The sequence below is a fragment of the Yersinia sp. KBS0713 genome (assembly GCF_005937895.2).
Lineage (GTDB): Bacteria > Pseudomonadota > Gammaproteobacteria > Enterobacterales > Enterobacteriaceae > Yersinia > Yersinia bercovieri.
In genome coordinates this window covers 70192-89253 of the sequence record NZ_CP042173.1, presented here as the reverse complement: position 1 = coordinate 89253, position 19062 = coordinate 70192, and the positions used below count along the sequence as shown (strand labels likewise).

The following is a 19062-nucleotide window of genomic DNA, read 5'->3' as shown; positions in this document are numbered from 1 at the left end:
ATCTATCTGCGTCCGGATCAGGTGAACACCCCATAATGATAAATAAGGGTTATGGGGGTTTGCCCTGACTGCTGATTTGTCATTACACTGATGCTCCATCATCGGAAGTGAAGGATCACAGATGTCACGCTATATAAAAAAAGCTGGGTTTAGATGGATGATATTAGGGCTGCTGGTGGTAATCGCGGTGATCGTGGCGTATCAATCACGCTCCAGCCATGCCGACGCCTTGTGGAAAATTGTTAGCCAACAATGCGTGCCCAATATGGAAGCCAATCATGACCCGCAGCCCTGTATTGAGGTCAATACGCAGGCTGGTTTTGTGGTGTATAAGGACATACACGGGCCATTGCAATATTTACTCATGCCCACCGCGAAAATCAGCGGCATAGAAAGCCCGCAGATATTAGCGGCCAACAGCCCGAACTATTTTCTGGATGCCTGGCAGGCCCGCCACTTTATGGCCGATAAATATGGCGCACCCATTGATGATGCAAATATCTCGCTAACCATTAATTCAAAATATGGTCGCTCTCAGAATCAATTACATATTCATATCTCTTGCCTAAAACCTCAGGTAAAAGCGGCGCTGGCCGCACATGAGGCTGATTTCAGCCCACAATGGCAGCCCTTACCCGGCGGGTTACTGGGTCATGATTATCTGGCGCGGCGCACCACAGCAACTGAACTACAGCATCTCGGCGCATTTCGCCTGCTCGCCGATGAAGTTACCGGGGCAAAAAATCAAATGGGCAGTTATGGTTTAGCCATGACCGCATTGCCAAACGGGGAGTTTTTGCTGTTAGCCAGCCAGGCGGATCTGACAAAGTTACATCGTGCATCAGTGGAGGAGTTGCAGGATCACCAGTGTCAACTGCTCCCCCCGCCACCAATACACTAACTGACTACTTTTTCTGCTTTATTTTTTGCAGCAATGGCGTGCACTGATTAGCCTCTGCTTCACTGGGGGAGATCAGCGCCAGCAATGCGGCGGCAGGGGTTAGCGCCACCCCTAACACGGCGGCAATAGCACCTCGGGCGATTAATGGCCCGGCTTTTACACCCGCATCCGGCTGCTTAAATGTGCCTTTCACATAGAGCGGGGAGCGTAGGGTCAGAATACGCAGCCCTTTGCTTTCTGGATTGATGGTTAGATCCAGCCGTTCGGTCGCGAAGTTAATATTACCGGTAATGCTGATCATGGCGTTTTCGGTATCAACCACAAACAGGCGTGGGGTGGCTAACCCATTGCGCAGCTGAATATCAGCCACCGCGCAGTTAATCTTCACCTCATCGTCACCAAACAACTTCGCCACCAGATAGTTACCCACATTCAGGCCAAGCAACTCCATCAAGCTACGGCTGATCAACCCTTGATTCAACAGTAAGCGCAGACTGCCATTACTGGTTGCCAGTAGCGCGGCCACCGAGTTGCCGGTCGCGGTAAAGGATGCATCGCCATTCAACTGCCCCAAGCTGTTACGCATTGCTTTTACCTGTGGCAATAGCGCCTTCAATTGCAGCCGGCGGGCATGTAAATCCACTTTACCCTGCATGGGATCTTTATTGCCATTCAGCCGTAACGTGGCATTCAGGCTCCCTCCCGCCATGCCGAAACGCAGTGGATCAAGCAATAACTCGCCACTATTCAGCACCACGTGGGTCGATAGATCATTTAGGGGTAATGACTTATCGCGCTCGATACGTTTCGCGGTATAGGTGACATCGGCATCCATCACCCCCCAGCTTTTGGTATCAAACTTTTCAGTCGGCAAGACCTTATTCGCGGGTTGCCGGTTTCGCTCGCCACGCCTGGCTTTTTCCTGATTGGAATCCGCCCCAATCAATGGCGCTAAATCAGCAAAGCGCAATTTTTCTGACGACATGTTGCCGGTTAATTTTGGCCGTGGCTGACTGGCGGTATAGGTCAGATTGCCGTGAATATCACTGTCGCCAATTTTACCGTTAAAGTTTTCATAGCGATAAACCGCGCCATCGGCTTGCTTGAGACTCGCCACTAAGCGGCCATCGGTGTTGTAAGGCGGAGTGGCGGGCAGTAACACGCCGATCAGCGGGTAGAGGTTGTCCAGACTGGCGCCTGAGAATTTCAGTTGCAGATCCAGCCCCGCCAGATTACCGGGGTCAGTTAAGGTGCCCGCCACCGCCACACGCGTAGCTCCAGAGCGCAGATCAGCCTGCAATGGGAATGGCCGACTCGCATCACTCATCGACAACATCCCACCCATCTTACCGCTGCCGGTCAGTGACTGCCCCTGATACTTGCCGTCAATCTTCCAGCCAAAAACATAATCTGCCGTGTTGCTTTGTGCACTATCGGCAGGCGGCTGACCCTTTTTCTCAGTGCTTGACCCCGTCACCTCAGCAAAGGGCAAGGGCTTCCCCAGAGGATCAATCACGGCGTGCAGATCCGCTTTCAGCATGGCATCGTTTAGACTTATCGCGCCACGATCAAAGACGATATCGTCGATATTGACCGACCAGGAGGAGGGCTGCTCACCCTCCTTCGGGCTATTGGCCAGATTAAACGTCCAGTTATTCTTACCATTAGCCAGCCGTAGTAGGTTGGCATCTGGCTGCGTCAGCCAGATACGGGGTATCCAGACCTCTTTCGCCAGTAAGGCTAAGGGGGCGATGCTGGCATCAACCCGTTTTAGGGTGACCATTTCGCCTGCAGGGAACGCCGTGGCAGCTATTTTATCGTCTGCCGTTTTATCACTGACCAGTTCCGGCGGATTGCCCAGAACCAGATCTTCTGCATGGATATTCGGCCAGGGGACCCAACCGCGCCAACCCGGCTCATCGCTTTTTCGTGACCAATCGACACCCAGATTGCCCCGGATAGCAAAAGGCCGTTGCAACTCGGCGGAGACTTTTTCGTTAATCGTCGGCTTGAGGCGGTTCCAGTCGAAGGTCATAATAAGCACAACTGTTGCCGCCAATAGCAGCAGAATCAGGCCACCCACGCCTGTGAGTACTTTTCCGGTTTTGGTCATAGTAGCTCCATGCCAATAATCTGATAAATAACGCTAAATCCACCGCCGGGATCGGCTTGAACGCACGTCAGCTTGCGGTATTTTAGTCGAAATTTTAGTCAGGAAAATCGTTAAACGATTAATAATGCAGATTCAGAAGACTACACTAACCATAGTCGATGATGGGGCAGAGTCCATTATTTGGGCAGCTCAATGCGGTGACGCGAAGGAAGGCAACACGGGGAACCTAATGGTGGTGAAAAATAGGATATTGTTGAGAAGGCATTAGCCACAAAACAGCATAGGTAGCGTCTGCAATCGATCAAATGAAGTTGGACGGGAGAGGTAATAACCTTGCGCCGCCGCCGCGTCAGAGCGCTGTACCATGGCCCACTCCTGCGAGGTTTCGACACCTTCCACAATCACTCCTTTACTGTAGCGATCCATTAAGGTGACTAGCGTGAAAAAGAGTTGGTTCCCGACATCACTCTCTTGCAACACGATAAACAGATCTCTGGCAACTTTGATGTATTCATAGCGCCAGCTAATGAATGAAGTGAAATTCGCCAGCCCACTACCAAAATCATCCAACCACAGTCGATCTGCTTCAGCAATGCGCGCAAAGGGGGTATCAAGGGAGGTATCAACATGCTCGAGTAATTCAAAACGAATGTAGGGCATGGCGTCGATGAGCACCTTGGCCTGCCTGTCATCCTGCATTGCCATCAGCGCCTGACCATCAATATTGATCGAAACCAGCACCGAGTGATGAACAAATATCGCGTGCCACTGCTTAATCATGTTCAGTTGCTCCAGCACCACATCCAAACGGTCGCGGATACTGATAGAACTGAAGTAATCTTCAGGGTTCAGACGGGTGTCTGGTGATGAGGGGTGAAAAACAGCCGTGAGCAACTCAATTGCCAGCAACGCCCCGGATGTGCGATAGATAGGTTGAAAAGTGTACCGACGCTGACATTGCCGCCAGAAGCTCTGCCCTTTATTACGATCAATGGCGGCAAAGGATGGCGCAAGTAAACCTGATACTTTGTTAGTCATCATCAGTTTAGTCGCCATGTTTCAGGACATCAGACAGTAATGGCAGTGTGTATTGCCGCCAGTCCGCAGAGATCCGGTGGTAAAGGTGATTTCCTCTGGAGATGTTATCGACTCGTATGGCCATAACTTTATATTGCGGCATGACAGATTCTTATTTCCAGATAGATTATGACCCCAGGTAGATGAGTTGGCGCGACACATTTAAGCCATCTATATTACTTAACTCAATAATGCCATTACTCTTAATGGAGATGAATATGCCTTATGTCAATATTAAAATTACCCGCGAAGGGGCGACGGCGGAACAGAAAAAACAGCTGATTGCTGGCGTCACGCAACTGTTAGTCGATACCTTGGGCAAAAACCCAGCAACAACCGTGGTGGTCATTGATGAAGTAGAGACCGATAACTGGGGCATTGGTGGTCAGAGTGTCACCGACCTACGAAAATCGTCATAATTCGGCTCAGAACAGTGGGAAACTTGTCAGTTTCCCAACCTACATCATAAAAAATTTAAAACGTCGTTTTAATACTATTGACTCTAACTAAGCCAGCAGTGAGACTAGCCTAAACCACACCCATCACTGACACACATTCAGAAATAGGCCAGCTTTCCATGACCAGCAAAAATATTGCCGTTATCGGCGAATGCATGATTGAACTATCACAAAAAGGTTCCGACCTTAGCCGGGGTTTTGGCGGTGATACGCTGAATACAGCGGTGTATGTTGCACGTCAGGTTTCTGAGCAGGCCCTGAATGTGCATTACGTGACCGCACTGGGCACTGACAGCTTCAGCGAAGAGATGCTGACCGCCTGGCAGCAGGAGAAGATCCACACTGACCTTATTCAGCGTATGGATAATAAGTTGCCGGGGCTATATTTCATCGAAACCGACAGCACCGGTGAGCGCACCTTCTATTACTGGCGCAATGATGCCGCCGCCCGCTTCTGGCTGACCAGCCCGGCGGCAGACGAAATCTGCCAACGTCTGGAAAAATTTGATTATCTGTATCTCAGCGGTATCAGTCTGGCGATTCTGGACAGCGCTTCACGTCAGCGTTTACTGAAGTTGCTGCGCGCCTGCCGTGCTAATGGTGGCAAAGTTATCTTTGATAACAACTACCGCCCACGTCTGTGGCAGAGCAAGGAGGAGACGCAGGAAGCCTACCGTGACATGCTGGCCTGTACTGATATCGCCTTCCTGACACTGGATGATGAAGATATGCTGTGGGGCGAGAAGTCACTGGAGCAGGTGATTGATCGCACTCAAGCATTAGGCGTGAGTGAGATTATTATCAAGCGGGGTGCAGATTCTTGCATCGTCTGGGTCAAAGAGGGCTTTGAAGCCCAGCAATATGATGTTCCGGCAGTCAAACTGCCGAAAGAGAGAGTCGTCGATACCACGGCCGCCGGGGACTCCTTCAGTGCCGGTTATCTGGCGGTTCGCCTGACCGGTGGCAGCGCCCACGACGCAGCAGTGCGTGGCCATTTAACCGCCAGCACAGTGATTCAGTATCGTGGTGCCATCATCCCACTGGCAGCCATGCCGGCGGTCTGATTAGCTCAGCATCGAGTTCGAAGGGGCTAACGCACCTCGGGGCACTTCGGCGGTTTACACCGCTACGACCCCAACGGTACGCTTCCCCTTCGTTCAGCAATAGCCATCAATCAACCCGGAGCATAGCGCGCCGGGCGACTTAATTACTGTGCGGTAGTGGGTGTCGGCGGTGCCGTTTCCGCAGCACTCACCACCGGCACGGCATCCTCAGGCACCACGGTATGCGGCGTCATAATCGCGTTATACGCCTCCTGCAACACCTTCACATTCACCTCTGGCTCGCCTTTCGGTTGCGTCAGAATCAACGTGGTATCTTGCGATAGCTGCTGTTTCAGCTCCTGATTCAGCGCGGCGAGAGTCAAGCTAGACAAGAATGCCTGCCGAAGCTTCTGATACTGCTCTGGCGCGATATCAACCACGCCACTCTGTTGTGAACGCAGGCGTTGGCTCATCAGAATGTCGGTATCGGTTCGGGCATAGGTGGCAAACAACTTGCTGAGCTGATCATTTTTCTGCGCCATCAATGCATCAAATTCCGCCTGACTCAGGCCATTGGTGCGTAATCCGGCCAGTTCGCGGGCAACAAAACTCATCCCCGGCGTTAGATTCTCGGTCGGCGTATTCAAGTGAATAGCACATTGGGCGCGCTGATACTGCACCCGACAATCAAAGCCCAGCTTCAGGTTCTTCTGATCGCTCTTATTCAATACTTGCTGGATATGCCAGAACAACGCCTCACGGGCTAAATCGCTGCGCCAGTAGCGGCTCAATGCGACGGAGTCCTGAATCGGATGCCATGGGGTATCCCACATCAGTGATAGCGTGTCTTGCGTTGCCTGTTCACCCATCAAGCTCACCGGCTCTGGTGGCAATGGCGCTAACATCGCCACTGGCGCAGGTGTCGTGCGCTTCCCTTTCAGCTCTGAGAAGGTTTTGCTGATTTGGGCGGCGATACTGCGGCTATCCACATTCCCCACCACGTACAGCGTCATGGCGTCCGGGGTATACCACTGCTGATAAAACTGTTTTAGCTTCTCAACATCGACCGGTTGCGCCACCGGCTGGCCCGGATCATGCCCAATCAACGAAGAGCCTTTCAGCCGATAACGCCACCAAGGTTCCTGAATATTTTGCGGGAAAGTGGCAATCGGATCTGTCGCGCTATTCAGTGCAGCATTAACGGTTTGTTCATTTATAGCCAGTTTGCCACTGGTATCAGATAACCAGGCCAGCGCTTCCTTCATCAGGTCAGGGCGGTTATTGGGCAGACTAAGGCTGTATAAGGTGAAATCATAAGATGTAATGGCTGGTGGCAACGGGCGCTCGTTATCGACCCCTTGCTGCCACAGCGACTGAAGTTGGGCGGGCGTAAAGCTCACGCTGCTCATTAATGCCAGACGTGGCAACAGATGGGCAAAGCCAACTTGCTGTGCGCTTTCTGATAATGAGCCAGTATTAACGACCAGACGTAACTCGATCCGATCGCTTGGGCGCTGTGGCGTTGCCAACAACTGCCATGAAAACCCGTTTTCTAGCTTCCCCTGCTGCCAGGCAGGATCGGGTTGTAGTGCTTCAGCCTGCACATTACTGCTGGCGGCAGCCAACAATAATCCACCCACTATGAGACGAATTCTGGTGCCCTGCATGTGAACCCCTACTTAATAATCTATCCAATTTTAACCCTTCTTACTCGAAGCCACAGTGGTGTTAGCTGCCCTCCCTAACATGGGTCAGTGCATCGCTGACGGCCTACCTGCAACACCAATTGCCTTGGGTATAAACAATACAATTTTACGTAAGTCACTTGTTTCACGTGAACAGCCAATGCTTAGCATATCAGCGACCAACGCCATATACCGCAGCTATAAAGAGATGCATAAACCATCCAGCTGGCAAAAACAGGTCACTATGCCGACATTTTTGGGCTAAAAATCAACGGTCATCGCCTCCATGAAAACTGGAGGTGGGAGTGTACCATTCTGTTAGACCGCATGCTTTTGCGGATGTCACTCATCAGAGTAAAAAAATAGTCTCTAAAGGGTAATTAATACCAGAAAACGGCGATGGGGGACTCATTTTACGGAAGTACCGCCAGTGACAGCGAGCCACTGGCGGTTTTTATGTGAATTATCTGAAACTGTATAACGCGTCTATCAAGAAGAAGAGATGCTGCCCTTCATCTCACTATTCGGGGGAGTTTTATTGGATAACACCGCTTGCAACTGATCGTTATCCAGCTGGTTGCACCATTTGGCAACCACAATGGTTGCAACACCATTACCCACCAAGTTAGTCAGCGCACGGGCTTCTGACATAAAGCGGTCGATACCCAAAATCAGGGCCAACCCAGCCAGAGGCAAATGCCCTACCGCAGAAATGGTGGCGGCTAACACAATAAAGCCACTGCCTGTCACCCCTGCAGCCCCTTTCGAAGAGAGCAGCAGCACCACCAATAATGTTACCTGATGAATCACATCCATATGGGTGTTCGTGGCTTGCGCAATAAATACCGCCGCCATAGTCAGGTAAATAGAGGTGCCATCAAGGTTAAAGGAGTAGCCGGTCGGGATAACCAAACCAACCACCGACTTCTTACAGCCCGCTTTTTCCATCTTGTCCAGCATCCGCGGTAACACGGATTCAGATGATGAGGTCCCCAACACGATCAGCAACTCTTCTTTGATATAGCGGATAAACTTGAAGATATTGAAGCCGTTGAATTTTGCAATCGAGCCAAGCACCACCACCACAAACAGGATACAGGTGGCGTAGAAGCAGATGATCAACTGACCCAATTGCACCAGACTGCCCACACCATATTTACCGATAGTAAAGGCCATAGCACCGAAAGCCCCGATTGGCGCTAAGCGCATGATCATATTGATGATGCCAAAGATAACGCGGGAGAAACTCTCGATAACATTGAAGATGATCTGGCCTTTCTCACCCAGACGATGCAGGGCAAAACCAAATAACACCGCAAACAGCAGCACTTGCAGAATATTGCCGCTAGCAAAAGCACCCACCACACTGCCGGGAATAATATCAAGTAAGAACGGCACAATCCCTTGCTGCGAGGCTTGCTCGGCATAGAGTGCAACCGCTTTGGCATCCAGTGTCGCCGGGTCGATATTCATCCCGGCGCCGGGTTGTACCACATTCACAATTACCAGACCAATCAGTAGCGCGATGGTGCTGACAATCTCAAAGTAGAGCAAGGCTATCGCACCGGTACGGCCAACGGCCTTCATACTTTCCATCCCCGCGATGCCCGTCACGACGGTACAAAAAATCACGGGTGCGATAATCATTTTAATTAGTTTAACAAATCCATCACCCAGTGGTTTCATCTGAGCGCCGAGGTCAGGGTAAAAGTGACCTAACAAAACACCCAGGGTAATCGCCGTTAACACTTGAAAATAAAGACTTTTAAATATTGACGCTTTCATAACTATGTCCTTTTGAAGAAATACACGGCAGCCTATCGCTTTGTTCTCAGTGATGATTGAGTGACACTTCTTTTTTATCCGTGCTTGCGCGGAAAATAACACCCTCATAACAATATGGAAATTATTAGTTGCACTGGATTGCACCCTTCGTTCGAAATTAAGAACTGAAACGCTTCAAGAGAACGCAACAAGAGAAATACAGTGAGATCAACCAGACAATTAACCAAAAATGATTAATGGTGATAATGAATAAAAAAGCGGCAATTAACAGGGCGAGCAGGAAAGCGTTGAGGATTTTGTTGCACAATTTCTGCAAAAAATATGCAATCAATAACAGAAGTGAATAGCATTTTGGATGGGGGGCAAAAAATCAAAAAGGCGAAAATCGTGCCGCACAGCTCCCCCAAGGGAGAAGCACGGCATGATGTTCAGATATTGCAGCGAATAATTAACGATCGAGGGTGATGCCATACTGTTCGCGATAGCGATGAACAGCCGCCAGATGATCGGCCATTTCCGGCTGCTCTTCCAGATAACTGACCACATCACTCAGGGTAACAATAGAGATCACTTTACAATGGTAATCACGCTCAACTTCTTGAATCGCCGAGATTTCACCACGGCCGCGCTCCTGACGATCTAATGAAATCATCACACCTGCCAGTGTCGCGCCTTGCGCATTGATAATCTCCATTGATTCACGAATTGCAGTGCCGGCGGTTATCACATCATCAACCAGCATGACTCGGCCTTGTAACGGGCTACCCACCAGACTGCCGCCTTCACCGTGGTTTTTCGCTTCTTTGCGGTTAAAGCAGTAAGGCAGATCACGCTCATGATGCTCCGCCAAAGCGACGGCGGTGGTGGTTGCAATCGGAATACCTTTATAGGCTGGCCCGAATAATAGATCGAACTCCACGCCACAATCCATTAATGCAGCGGCGTAGAAACGCCCGAGTTTTGCCAGATCAAGCCCGGTATTAAACAACCCTGCATTAAAGAAATAGGGGCTGATTCGCCCAGACTTCAGGGTAAATTCGCCGAACTTCAACACCTGCTTGTTAAGCGCAAACTCAATAAACTCGCGCTGATAGGCTTTCATGGGGACCTCTCCTCTCTAGATTGTGACGGCTTTCGTTAATCACTTATTCATTAGGTGCCTCAAATTGCAGGCAAAAAAAAGGCGACTACCGAGTCGCCTAAATCAATTACTGCGCTAACGCCGCCTTCTGCGCCTGGAAGATAGTCTCTATCCCCCCTCGGGCCAATGCCAGCAACGCCAACAGCTCTTCATGACTGAACGGCTCACCTTCAGCGGTGCCCTGCACCTCTATCATCCGGCCATCTTCCATCATGACAACATTCATATCAGTTTCCGCCGCAGAGTCCTCTACATACTCCAGATCACAAAGGGCCTCGCCCTTCACGATACCGACAGAAACCGCAGCAACCAGCCCTTTCATCGGGTTAGCTTTTAATTTGCCGCTGGCCACCAACTTATTCAGCGCATCAGCCAGCGCCACACAAGCCCCACTGATTGAAGCAGTACGGGTGCCACCATCAGCCTGCAAAACGTCGCAATCTAAAGTAATGGTGAACTCGCCCAACTTCTTCAGATCCACTGCCGCACGCAAAGAGCGGGCGATCAGGCGCTGGATCTCCAACGTACGGCCGCCTTGCTTGCCTTTCGCAGCTTCGCGGGCATTACGGCTATGGGTGGAGCGTGGCAACATGCCATATTCGGCGGTAATCCAGCCCTGGCCCTGCCCTTTTAGAAAGCGCGGGACACCCTCTTCAACCGTGGCGGTGCACAATACTTTGGTATCGCCAAACTCAACCAACACTGAACCTTCAGCGTGTTTCGTGTAATTACGGGTCAGGGTTAATGGGCGGACTTGTTGTGCTGCTCGGTCTGCTGGACGCATGGGCTTTCTCCGGCTTTAAATCGATATTGGTCGCGCATTATACGGCCTTAGTGATGTAATGCCTATCCTGCCCGCGCCTCGGAGGCTATAATCCCTGCATCTTTTCTTTATTAAAACGGGTACGCACAATGATCCGCAGCATGACCGCCTACGCCCGGCGTGACATTAAGGGTGAATGGGGCAGCGCAGCTTGGGAGCTGCGTTCCGTTAACCAACGCTATTTAGAAACTTATATTCGCTTACCAGAACAGTTCCGCAGCCTGGAACCGGTCATTCGCGAACGTATCCGCAGCCGCCTAACTCGCGGCAAAATTGAGTGCAGCCTGCGCTTTGAACTGGACGCCACGGCACAAAGTTCACTGATTCTGAACGAAAAACTGGCGAAACAGCTGGTTGAAGCGGCGAACTGGGTCAAAATGCAAAGTGATGAAGGCGAGATAAACCCGCTTGATGTTTTGCGCTGGCCGGGCGTGATGTCAGCAGAAGAGCAAGATCTGGATGCCATCAGCACTGAACTGATGCAGGCGCTGGATGTGGCCCTTGATGACTTTATCATCTCCCGCGAGACCGAAGGTGCAGCATTAAAAACACTGATCGAACAGCGCCTTGATGGCGTGAGTGCCGAAGTGATTAAAGTCCGTGCACACATGCCCAACATTTTGCAGTGGCAACGTGAGCGGCTACTAAATAAACTGGAAGAAGCGCAGGTCCAGCTGGAAAATACCCGTCTGGAACAAGAGTTAGTGCTGATGGCGCAGCGTGTCGATGTCGCCGAAGAGCTGGATCGCCTCGAAGCGCACGTCAAAGAAACGCACAATATTTTGAAGAAAAAAGAAGCTGTTGGCCGCCGCCTTGATTTTATGATGCAAGAATTCAACCGCGAGTCGAATACGCTAGCATCAAAATCTATCAATGCCGAGGTCACTAACTCAGCCATTGAGCTGAAAGTGCTTATTGAGCAAATGCGCGAACAGATTCAGAATATCGAGTAAAGTTTCACAAGCTATCACCAGAAAGCATAAAACCAGCAAGCCCGCAGATTAGCGGGCTTTTTTATTTAATTCACGGTCACTATTACTTAAGTAATTTGACTACGTTATTCGTAGTATCAGCATCAAGAGAAAACTACGACTATCGTAGTTATGAAGATGAAAACTAATTACCATAGTGTTTTTTGTCAAAGACTTAAGCAGGCTAGACTCGCTAAAGGATTGTCTCAAAAGAAGCTGGGCATTGCTGCCGGGCTTGATGAGTTTGTGGCAAGCACACGTATTAATCGTTACGAGAAAGGCGTACATGAAGTCAGTATCGAGATGGCTAAACAACTGGCGGATGTGTTAGAGGTGCCGTTAGCCTATTTCTATACCGCTGATGATGTATTGGCCGAAATAATGCTTATTATTCTGACATTGTCGCCAATACAAAAAATGGAGATATTAGCGCGGGTAAAAGAGTGGGCAGAGCAAGATCACTGAAACAAAATAGCGCCAAACCAAATCACACAAAATAAGTAAAAAGTAACGCGTGGTTTGATTGCTCATACCTACCCCCACCGGTAAAACGCCATATCCTAGGACGATATGGCGACGCATTCAGACACGGATAACAGAATCATGGCAACCTTTCCCCGCCCTCGTGCGGGGCTTTTTTTGTCTGCTATTTAGTGATGGCGTTCACCGTTTGAAGCTTTATTTCTGGTTGGCGAGACTAAAAAGGGGCGTGCATGCCTAGAGTGCATGGATCTGCATGCAAAATACCCCCCTTAAAACCCTGTGTAGCCCCAGTACTGCCGCGGTTTGAGGGCGTGCATGCAACTGCATGAAAAGCGGCCTGTAAAGCGCGCAGGCGTGGAGGGGATAGCATTGCGCGCAGTGAATAAATTGCATTAATCTCTATCCACCACGACATTGGGTATCAATCGACGATATGATGAAATCCTGCTCTTCGTCATATCGTCTAAAAGTCTTCCCGAGGATACTTTGTGCTAAGATGTGACGCTTTTTTTTAAAACCATTTTATTAGTACGGATAAACTATAGGTGATATGAATGATTAGGTGGGATGGATTCGATCTAGTTGGTGAAAAAATCATAAAACTTTTCAATGAAATGATAGGTATTTCAACAGTCCTAGCAGCTCTTTTTGCCACATTATTTTTGGGTTTTAAAAAGGACCCTATGCACCCTATTCTTTATTTAATAGGTTTAGCTACAATTTTACTCACGGTGGTTGTTTTTCGTGGTTACTTACTTGGAATTACGAAAATAATACCAAATGATAAAATATCAAAAACATGGTTTGTTTTTTCCTTTTTTTCTGCTGGATTAATGTCCTGCATTCCACTGGTATTAATTATAGCCATAGCAAAATCATTTATTTAACACATCACTCACATCATCACTAACAAATAATTAGGTGAATTATGGATTACAATATAATCGATATACTGATGGATTCTGAATTGTTCGATGATGTTTTGTTTTATAATAACTATGTTGGCATTCGAGATGATGACTTTGTTGATTTGTTAATAGCATACAATGAAAAAGCAAATAAGTTATTATTTCAAGCTACTGTAGATTATCTTTGTCATAGTTCACCTCTTAATGTTTATTTACCTAGTAGAAATTATTCTAGCTATTATTCAAAAGCACTATTATCAATGGATTCAGTAATTATTAATGATGAAATAATAGATGCACTAGCTTACATACAAGATTACGAGGTTAACAATAAAATAATTTACATGCCTGACAACCCCATTACTCATGCAAAAATTATAGTGTCCGATTTTATTAAATACATTAGTAAAAATAGGTTATTAATTAGCAATGGCTCAATCCAGATAATACCAAGTAGAGCTAGAGAATATGAATCCATCAAAAAGAGAATTGTATTAACCAATCAAGCAGATGAGCATTCACTATGGGATTTGATCCCTCAAAATACAATAAATATATATAAAAAATCGATGGATATCAAACCAATTAAGCGGGTTGGTCAAAACGGTGGTGACATTTACTTCAAAGAAGTAAATAGAAAAACAATTGCTGGTGAGTTAGCAGTAACTATTAGCGATTGTAACTCACCCTATGTTAATGGATATATATTTTCTACAGCTAGGACATATAAAGATGAGTACGGAAATATAAAAATCATTGAAAACTCCAGAGTGGATTCTATTCCTGAAAGTAGGACTACATATGATAATTGGGTTGCTGGTGTAAGAAATAGGACTATAAGAGAGCATTTTACAAATTTGAGTTTAAATTTATCACTAGCAAAAGAGATAAATTCATCGCTAGGCTATAACTGTAACTTTACAAACAGAATCCTAAATAATATAAACAAAGAAGGTAATATAAAAAGAAAAATGCTCGAAGTTGATACGCCATTTTTAACTGGCCTCTCTTCTGAAACCATTGCAAAAATAAAAAATGACTATGGTGATAGCTTTGACGCATATAAAAGAGTACTCCGTGATACTGCATATAAATTGCAATTAACAACCGATAAATATCATATAGAAATGATTAATAAAGAATTCAAAGAAAGAATTTATGATGACGGAATAAGGTATATAGAATTAGCTATAACATCCTTACGTAAGAGATCATTAAGCGAATTAGTAATTGAATCGGGAGTTGCGGCGGTTGGTTTTATTGACATTAAATTTACCATATTGGGTTTGATTAGTGCTGGTATCGGTATGGCTAAGACTATAAAGTCTATTAAGAGGGATCACGAAACAGTCAAAAATCATCCATCTTATTTTTTACTTAAAATAAGTAAAAAATAGCCCATCTAAGCAACATATTTTTAAAGCATGAAAATAGTACAACTTTCAGTTTTAAGCTCTTTTTTTGCTAACAAGATGATGAGCAAGACCTATCTTATTCATGTGTAAATGCAGAAATAAAAATGTACCAACAAATGTACCAAATAAAACACAGATAATAAAAACAATAAATATCAATGCATTACATTGCAATCACATGGCAGATTCAAAATATCGATTAACTTCTCACCGCATTTCAGCACGTCGCAAAAAATTTCTAATACCAAAAATTAAGTTGCACCTCAAATGTTGGATAACAACCTGACATTTAGAGGTGCACTTTTATGATTTCTCATCGCCACAATATCCCCGCTTGCCTTGCCGAACCGCTGGTTTTAACTGGTAGTGGAGGTTTTGTTCATAGGTGAATATGTATTCATAAAACGCAAAGGTAATTTGAGTGCTTTCCGGGCGCTCAAAAATAAGAATCCGTGAGATTGCTAGTCGCTAACACTCAATCTAATATTGTGAGAGATAAGTTGGTAAAAGGAAATCATCATGTTTAAGTGTCGCGGTTTAATCGCAGTATTGGCAGCTATTATCTCTCTTTCCATGTTTGCAACACCGGCACTGGCAAATCCGGGTAATGGCAACAGTGGTGGTAACCATGGCAATAGTGGCAATCATGGGAATAGCCAAAAAGGTAACGCTAGCCAGAAAAATACCACGTCAGCCGATCATCGTAAAAACTATGGTAAACCTGATCATGTTGACTCAGATATTAACTATAACTTAGCCCGAAATCTGGCAGTTAACTTCGGCCTGACGGGTTATCAATCATTGCCGCCAGGCATAGCGAAAAATTTGGCCCGCGGGAAACCCCTTCCTCCAGGCATTGCAAAGAAAAGTGTTCCTGCTTCCATGCTGGGGCAGCTCCCTTATTACCCAGGATATGAGTGGAAGATGGTGGGTAATGATTTGGTGCTGATCGCATTGAGCACTGCCGTCGTAACGGCAATCATTAACGGCGTTTTTGATTAGTATCAAAATTGCCCTGGCTTTCAGGGCAATTTATTAAGCACTTATTTATATTGTTTGCCAAATGCATCAATAACCCTTTCGCCATCTTCTTTGGTAAACACACCTTTTTGTGGTTCAGGCAATATTTCAAGCACCGTTTCTGAAGGGCGGCATAGTCGTGTTCCCTGTGGGGTAACAACAATCGGGCGGTTAATCAGAATAGGATATTGCAACATAAAATCGATTAACTGATCGTCCGTAAACGGGTTTTCTGCCAGCCTTAGCTGTTCATAAGGCTCAACATTCTTACGCAATAAGGCCCTGACACTTATTCCCATATTAGCAATGAGCTTTACCAGCTTATCGCGGCTCGGGGGTGTTTCGAGATAATAAATAACTGTTGGTTCGACTCCACTATTGCGGATGAGTTCTAACGTATTACGGGATGTACCACAGTCTGGATTGTGATAAATAGTAATGTTGCTCATATCAGTATCTCATTACAAATTGAAAGAGAGGCGCAATGCCAGCATAAGCAGAGTCATGACAATCTCAATGCCATCATAGCGTCGATATCACCAAGTAATCATCAACGTTCATTATGTTTTAATGATCTGCTTCGGATATATGCCCCCGACTGTGCCTCTGCATAGGTAGAAACCTGTAGAACGCAGTCTACCCAAATGGATCATTACCTTTTTAAATATTCGATTATAAAAAATTATGTTGAGTCACAGAGAGTTTGGAAAACTATTTTGGCGGAAGACCACAGGAGTCGAACCTGCCGAGGACCGCTGGCGGCCCCATCTGGATTTGAAGTCCAGCCGCCCCACCGGGGACGATGATCTTCCATAGATATGCATTATCTAAGTCGGCGATTATAGCGCGTTTATTGTATGGCGCTATTCATTAGATATGAGTTGGTGAATAAATGGCTCTATTGCATTAACGGAAATCACTCCGCAGCAGTGGTGCTGTCGCCAGGTAAGTGCAGCCTGTTACCAGACTGCACTTATATCCAGCTCTAAAGGGGTCAGGCCGATATGACTCTCAACGCAATGCCTGAAGAATATTATAGGCAGCTTGTACGCGGACAGGATTAGGGTAATTCTTGTTAGCCAACATCACTATGCCAATATTCTCCTCTGGGATGAAGACAATATAAGCCCCAAAACCATTGGTAGCACCGGTCTTATGCACCCAAGATGCCGGTATCGCAGGGTGTGGTGGCTGCAATTCCTCAGCTTTACGCGGTTTCAACGCGATATCATTGCCACTGTCGGCAATGACCCTCTGTGGGTTGATAGGCCAGTTATACATTTCCCACCCCAACCCTTGGAACATCTCTCCCGCTTGGAAATAGCGAGACTGGGCCGCGATGAGCGCTCTCTTTAACTTATCGTTTTCAGCAGGCAGGCTATCAGGGCTCATATTGGCCTGCATAAATCTCATCATATCTTGCGAGGTGGATTTCACGCCATAGGCTTCCTCACCCAACATGCCTAATGTGACACGTACTGGCCGACCATCCTTATATCCCCATGCATAGTTTGACTGCATCGACTCAGGGACAGTGATAAAAGTATGTTTCAGTTTTAATGGCTGGAACACATTTTTCATCATGTAGTTTTCAAATGTTAACTGACTTTTCTTCACCGCCAGCGCACCAAATAAGCCAATGCTGGCATTGGAGTAATTTCGCATTACCCCTGGAGCCCATTGTGGCTGCCATTGTTGATAATATTGCCATAATGATTTCTGGTCGGTCACCGAATCGGGGAGTTGAAGAGGAAGCCCGCCCGCAGTGTAAGTCGCCAGATGCAACATTTTCACCTTTTTCCACTGATTCCCCGTTAGCTCAGAAGCGTATTCCGTCACAGGATCATTAAGGTTCATCATTCCGGTTTGTACCGCATACTCCCCGGCAACTCCGGTAAAGGTCTTACTCACCGAACCGAGCTCAAACAGGGTATTTTCTGTTACTCGGCGGCCTGTTTTTATATCCGCGACGCCATAGTTAAAAAATTGCGGCTTGCCGTCATAAAATACCGCGACGGCCATACCGGGAATATCCTGTTCTTTGAGCAATGGCGTAAGGGTGTTATTAACGATAGCTGCAACCTGTTGTTCCGTCAGTATTGTTTGTGCTGAGGTACAAAGTGGGGAGGTTGTGATAGCGGCTAAGACCAAAGTAGTGATTATAGACTTTTTCATCATTGGGGATCTTCCATAGACTGGTAAATGACACGCAGTGTGGCTCCTTCTGCGGCACAAATTCTGCAAGGATTGACTATCGATAACAATCGATTATATTTGGCATTTAATAATAGAAAATCTAACAGATAAGCCTATGGTACGCAGCTATATTCCGTTAAATGCACTTCGTGCCTTCGAAGCTGCGGCCAGACAGTTAAGTTTTACTAAGGCTGCTATCGAATTAAATGTTACCCATGCCGCAATAAGCCAGCAAGTCAAAGCCCTGGAACAACGCCTCAACTGTCGCCTCTTTATTCGTATTTCACGCGGATTAGTGCTAACAACGGAAGGTGAGAATCTACTCCCCATCCTTAACGACTCCTTTGATCGGATAGCTGACACCCTAGACCGTTTTTCTGCTGGGATGATGCGTGAAAAAATCAGAGTGGGCGTTGTCGGAACCTTCGCCACCGGCTATCTATTGTCGCGTTTGAGGCATTTTCAACAGCATTACCCCCATGTGGATATTTTACTTTCCACACATAATAATCGCGTCGATGTTGTGGCTGAAGGGCTGGACTACGCCATTCGCTATGGCAATGGTGCCTGGCATGGCACGGAGTCGCAATTTTTATGCGATGCCCCCCTTGCGCCTTTGTGTGCTCCCTCATTAGCAGGGTGTTTACGTACCCCTAATGACCTTCAAAAATTTACTCTGCTTCGCTCCTATCGTCGCGATGAATGGTCGACATGGTTTACCGCCGCAGGGGGATCTCTCCCTTCACCTTCCCAGCAAATAATCATGTTCGACTCGTCGGTAAGTATGCTGGAAGCGGCGCAAGAGGAAATAGGTATTGCGCTGGCCCCACCGTCCATGTTTATGCACCTGCTACGTAGTGAACGCATCATCCAACCTTTTAGCACGACGATTAACCTCGGAGGATATTGGTTAACTCGCCTACAATCCCGCACAGAAACTGCCGCGATGCGGGATTTTGCTCTGTGGTTATTGTCTGAGATGAAATCTGAAAGAGTCGAATCACGGTGACAGATTCTGCTGTATTTACGGAATCACTCAGCGG

At 47.2% G+C, this 19062-nt stretch carries 17 protein-coding genes and 1 tRNA gene; 9 read left to right on the top strand and 9 right to left on the bottom strand.

Annotated features, from left to right (window positions below; translation table 11 throughout):
• The first annotated feature begins 157 nt into the window (after window positions 1–157).
• Window positions 158–901 (top strand): CDP-diacylglycerol diphosphatase, encoded by a 744-nt coding sequence (locus FFE93_RS00380; RefSeq protein ID WP_005273500.1) that lies wholly within the window; start codon window positions 158–160, stop codon window positions 899–901.
• 4 nt (window positions 902–905) lie between these two features.
• Here the strand turns inward: FFE93_RS00380 and FFE93_RS00375 are convergent, their stop codons facing one another.
• Window positions 906–3014 carry an AsmA family protein gene (locus tag FFE93_RS00375; protein ID WP_138774664.1) on the bottom strand — a complete coding sequence of 703 codons (2109 nt, stop codon included), beginning with the start codon at window positions 3012–3014 and terminating at the stop codon, window positions 906–908.
• Window positions 3015–3278: 264 nt separating this feature from the next.
• A complete protein-coding gene (pdeH, locus tag FFE93_RS00370) occupies window positions 3279–4070 on the bottom strand; it encodes a cyclic-guanylate-specific phosphodiesterase (protein WP_005273495.1) in 792 nt (263 codons plus the stop codon).
• Window positions 4071–4309: 239 nt separating this feature from the next.
• Between pdeH and FFE93_RS00365 the strand changes: the two genes are divergently transcribed.
• Entirely contained in the window at window positions 4310–4510 is a 201-nt protein-coding gene (locus FFE93_RS00365; RefSeq protein ID WP_032897557.1) for a 2-hydroxymuconate tautomerase family protein, read from the top strand.
• A 158-nt stretch (window positions 4511–4668) separates the two neighbouring features.
• On the top strand, window positions 4669–5613 hold the full coding sequence (locus tag FFE93_RS00360; RefSeq protein ID WP_138774663.1) for a sugar kinase: 945 nt from the start codon (window positions 4669–4671) through the stop codon (window positions 5611–5613).
• Window positions 5614–5756: 143 nt separating this feature from the next.
• On the opposite strand, the gene FFE93_RS00355 is transcribed toward FFE93_RS00360, so the two are convergent.
• The 4 genes from FFE93_RS00355 to rph form a co-directional block, all read right to left on the bottom strand.
• Entirely contained in the window at window positions 5757–7259 is a 1503-nt protein-coding gene (locus FFE93_RS00355) for a M16 family metallopeptidase (RefSeq protein ID WP_032897555.1), read from the bottom strand.
• Window positions 7260–7766: 507 nt separating this feature from the next.
• Window positions 7767–9062, bottom strand: a complete 1296-nt coding sequence (locus FFE93_RS00350; RefSeq protein ID WP_005273481.1) for a dicarboxylate/amino acid:cation symporter — start codon at window positions 9060–9062, stop codon at window positions 7767–7769.
• 448 nt (window positions 9063–9510) lie between these two features.
• Window positions 9511–10164, bottom strand: a complete 654-nt coding sequence (pyrE, locus tag FFE93_RS00345; protein ID WP_005273475.1) for an orotate phosphoribosyltransferase — start codon at window positions 10162–10164, stop codon at window positions 9511–9513.
• A gap of 106 nt (window positions 10165–10270) precedes the next feature.
• Window positions 10271–10987, bottom strand: coding sequence for a ribonuclease PH (rph, locus tag FFE93_RS00340; protein WP_004705100.1), 717 nt, complete (start codon window positions 10985–10987; stop codon window positions 10271–10273).
• Window positions 10988–11115: 128 nt separating this feature from the next.
• On the opposite strand from rph, the gene FFE93_RS00335 reads away from it, so the two are divergent.
• The 5 genes from FFE93_RS00335 (at window position 11116) to FFE93_RS00315 (ending at window position 15805) form a co-directional block, all read left to right on the top strand.
• Window positions 11116–11979 (top strand): YicC/YloC family endoribonuclease, encoded by an 864-nt coding sequence (locus FFE93_RS00335; protein WP_005273471.1) that lies wholly within the window; start codon window positions 11116–11118, stop codon window positions 11977–11979.
• A gap of 150 nt (window positions 11980–12129) precedes the next feature.
• On the top strand, window positions 12130–12462 hold the full coding sequence (locus FFE93_RS00330) for a helix-turn-helix domain-containing protein (protein WP_032897552.1): 333 nt from the start codon (window positions 12130–12132) through the stop codon (window positions 12460–12462).
• A 572-nt stretch (window positions 12463–13034) separates the two neighbouring features.
• Complete coding sequence (locus FFE93_RS00325; protein ID WP_057648058.1) at window positions 13035–13367, top strand: hypothetical protein; 333 nt, start codon at window positions 13035–13037, stop codon at window positions 13365–13367.
• A 41-nt stretch (window positions 13368–13408) separates the two neighbouring features.
• A complete protein-coding gene (locus tag FFE93_RS00320; RefSeq protein ID WP_138774662.1) occupies window positions 13409–14785 on the top strand; it encodes a hypothetical protein in 1377 nt (458 codons plus the stop codon).
• A gap of 537 nt (window positions 14786–15322) precedes the next feature.
• Window positions 15323–15805, top strand: coding sequence for an anti-virulence regulator CigR family protein (locus tag FFE93_RS00315; RefSeq protein ID WP_005273463.1), 483 nt, complete (start codon window positions 15323–15325; stop codon window positions 15803–15805).
• 41 nt (window positions 15806–15846) lie between these two features.
• On the opposite strand, the gene arsC is transcribed toward FFE93_RS00315, so the two are convergent.
• The 3 genes from arsC to ampC form a co-directional block, all read right to left on the bottom strand.
• On the bottom strand, window positions 15847–16272 hold the full coding sequence (gene arsC / locus FFE93_RS00310) for a glutaredoxin-dependent arsenate reductase (protein WP_138774661.1): 426 nt from the start codon (window positions 16270–16272) through the stop codon (window positions 15847–15849).
• 268 nt (window positions 16273–16540) lie between these two features.
• A tRNA-Sec gene (locus FFE93_RS21445) sits at window positions 16541–16635 on the bottom strand.
• 199 nt (window positions 16636–16834) lie between these two features.
• Window positions 16835–18001 carry a class C beta-lactamase gene (ampC, locus tag FFE93_RS00305; protein WP_138774660.1) on the bottom strand — a complete coding sequence of 389 codons (1167 nt, stop codon included), beginning with the start codon at window positions 17999–18001 and terminating at the stop codon, window positions 16835–16837.
• 133 nt (window positions 18002–18134) lie between these two features.
• Between ampC and ampR the strand changes: the two genes are divergently transcribed.
• Window positions 18135–19028, top strand: coding sequence for a LysR family transcriptional regulator AmpR (ampR, locus tag FFE93_RS00300; RefSeq protein ID WP_138774659.1), 894 nt, complete (start codon window positions 18135–18137; stop codon window positions 19026–19028).
• Window positions 19029–19062 lie beyond the last annotated feature (34 nt).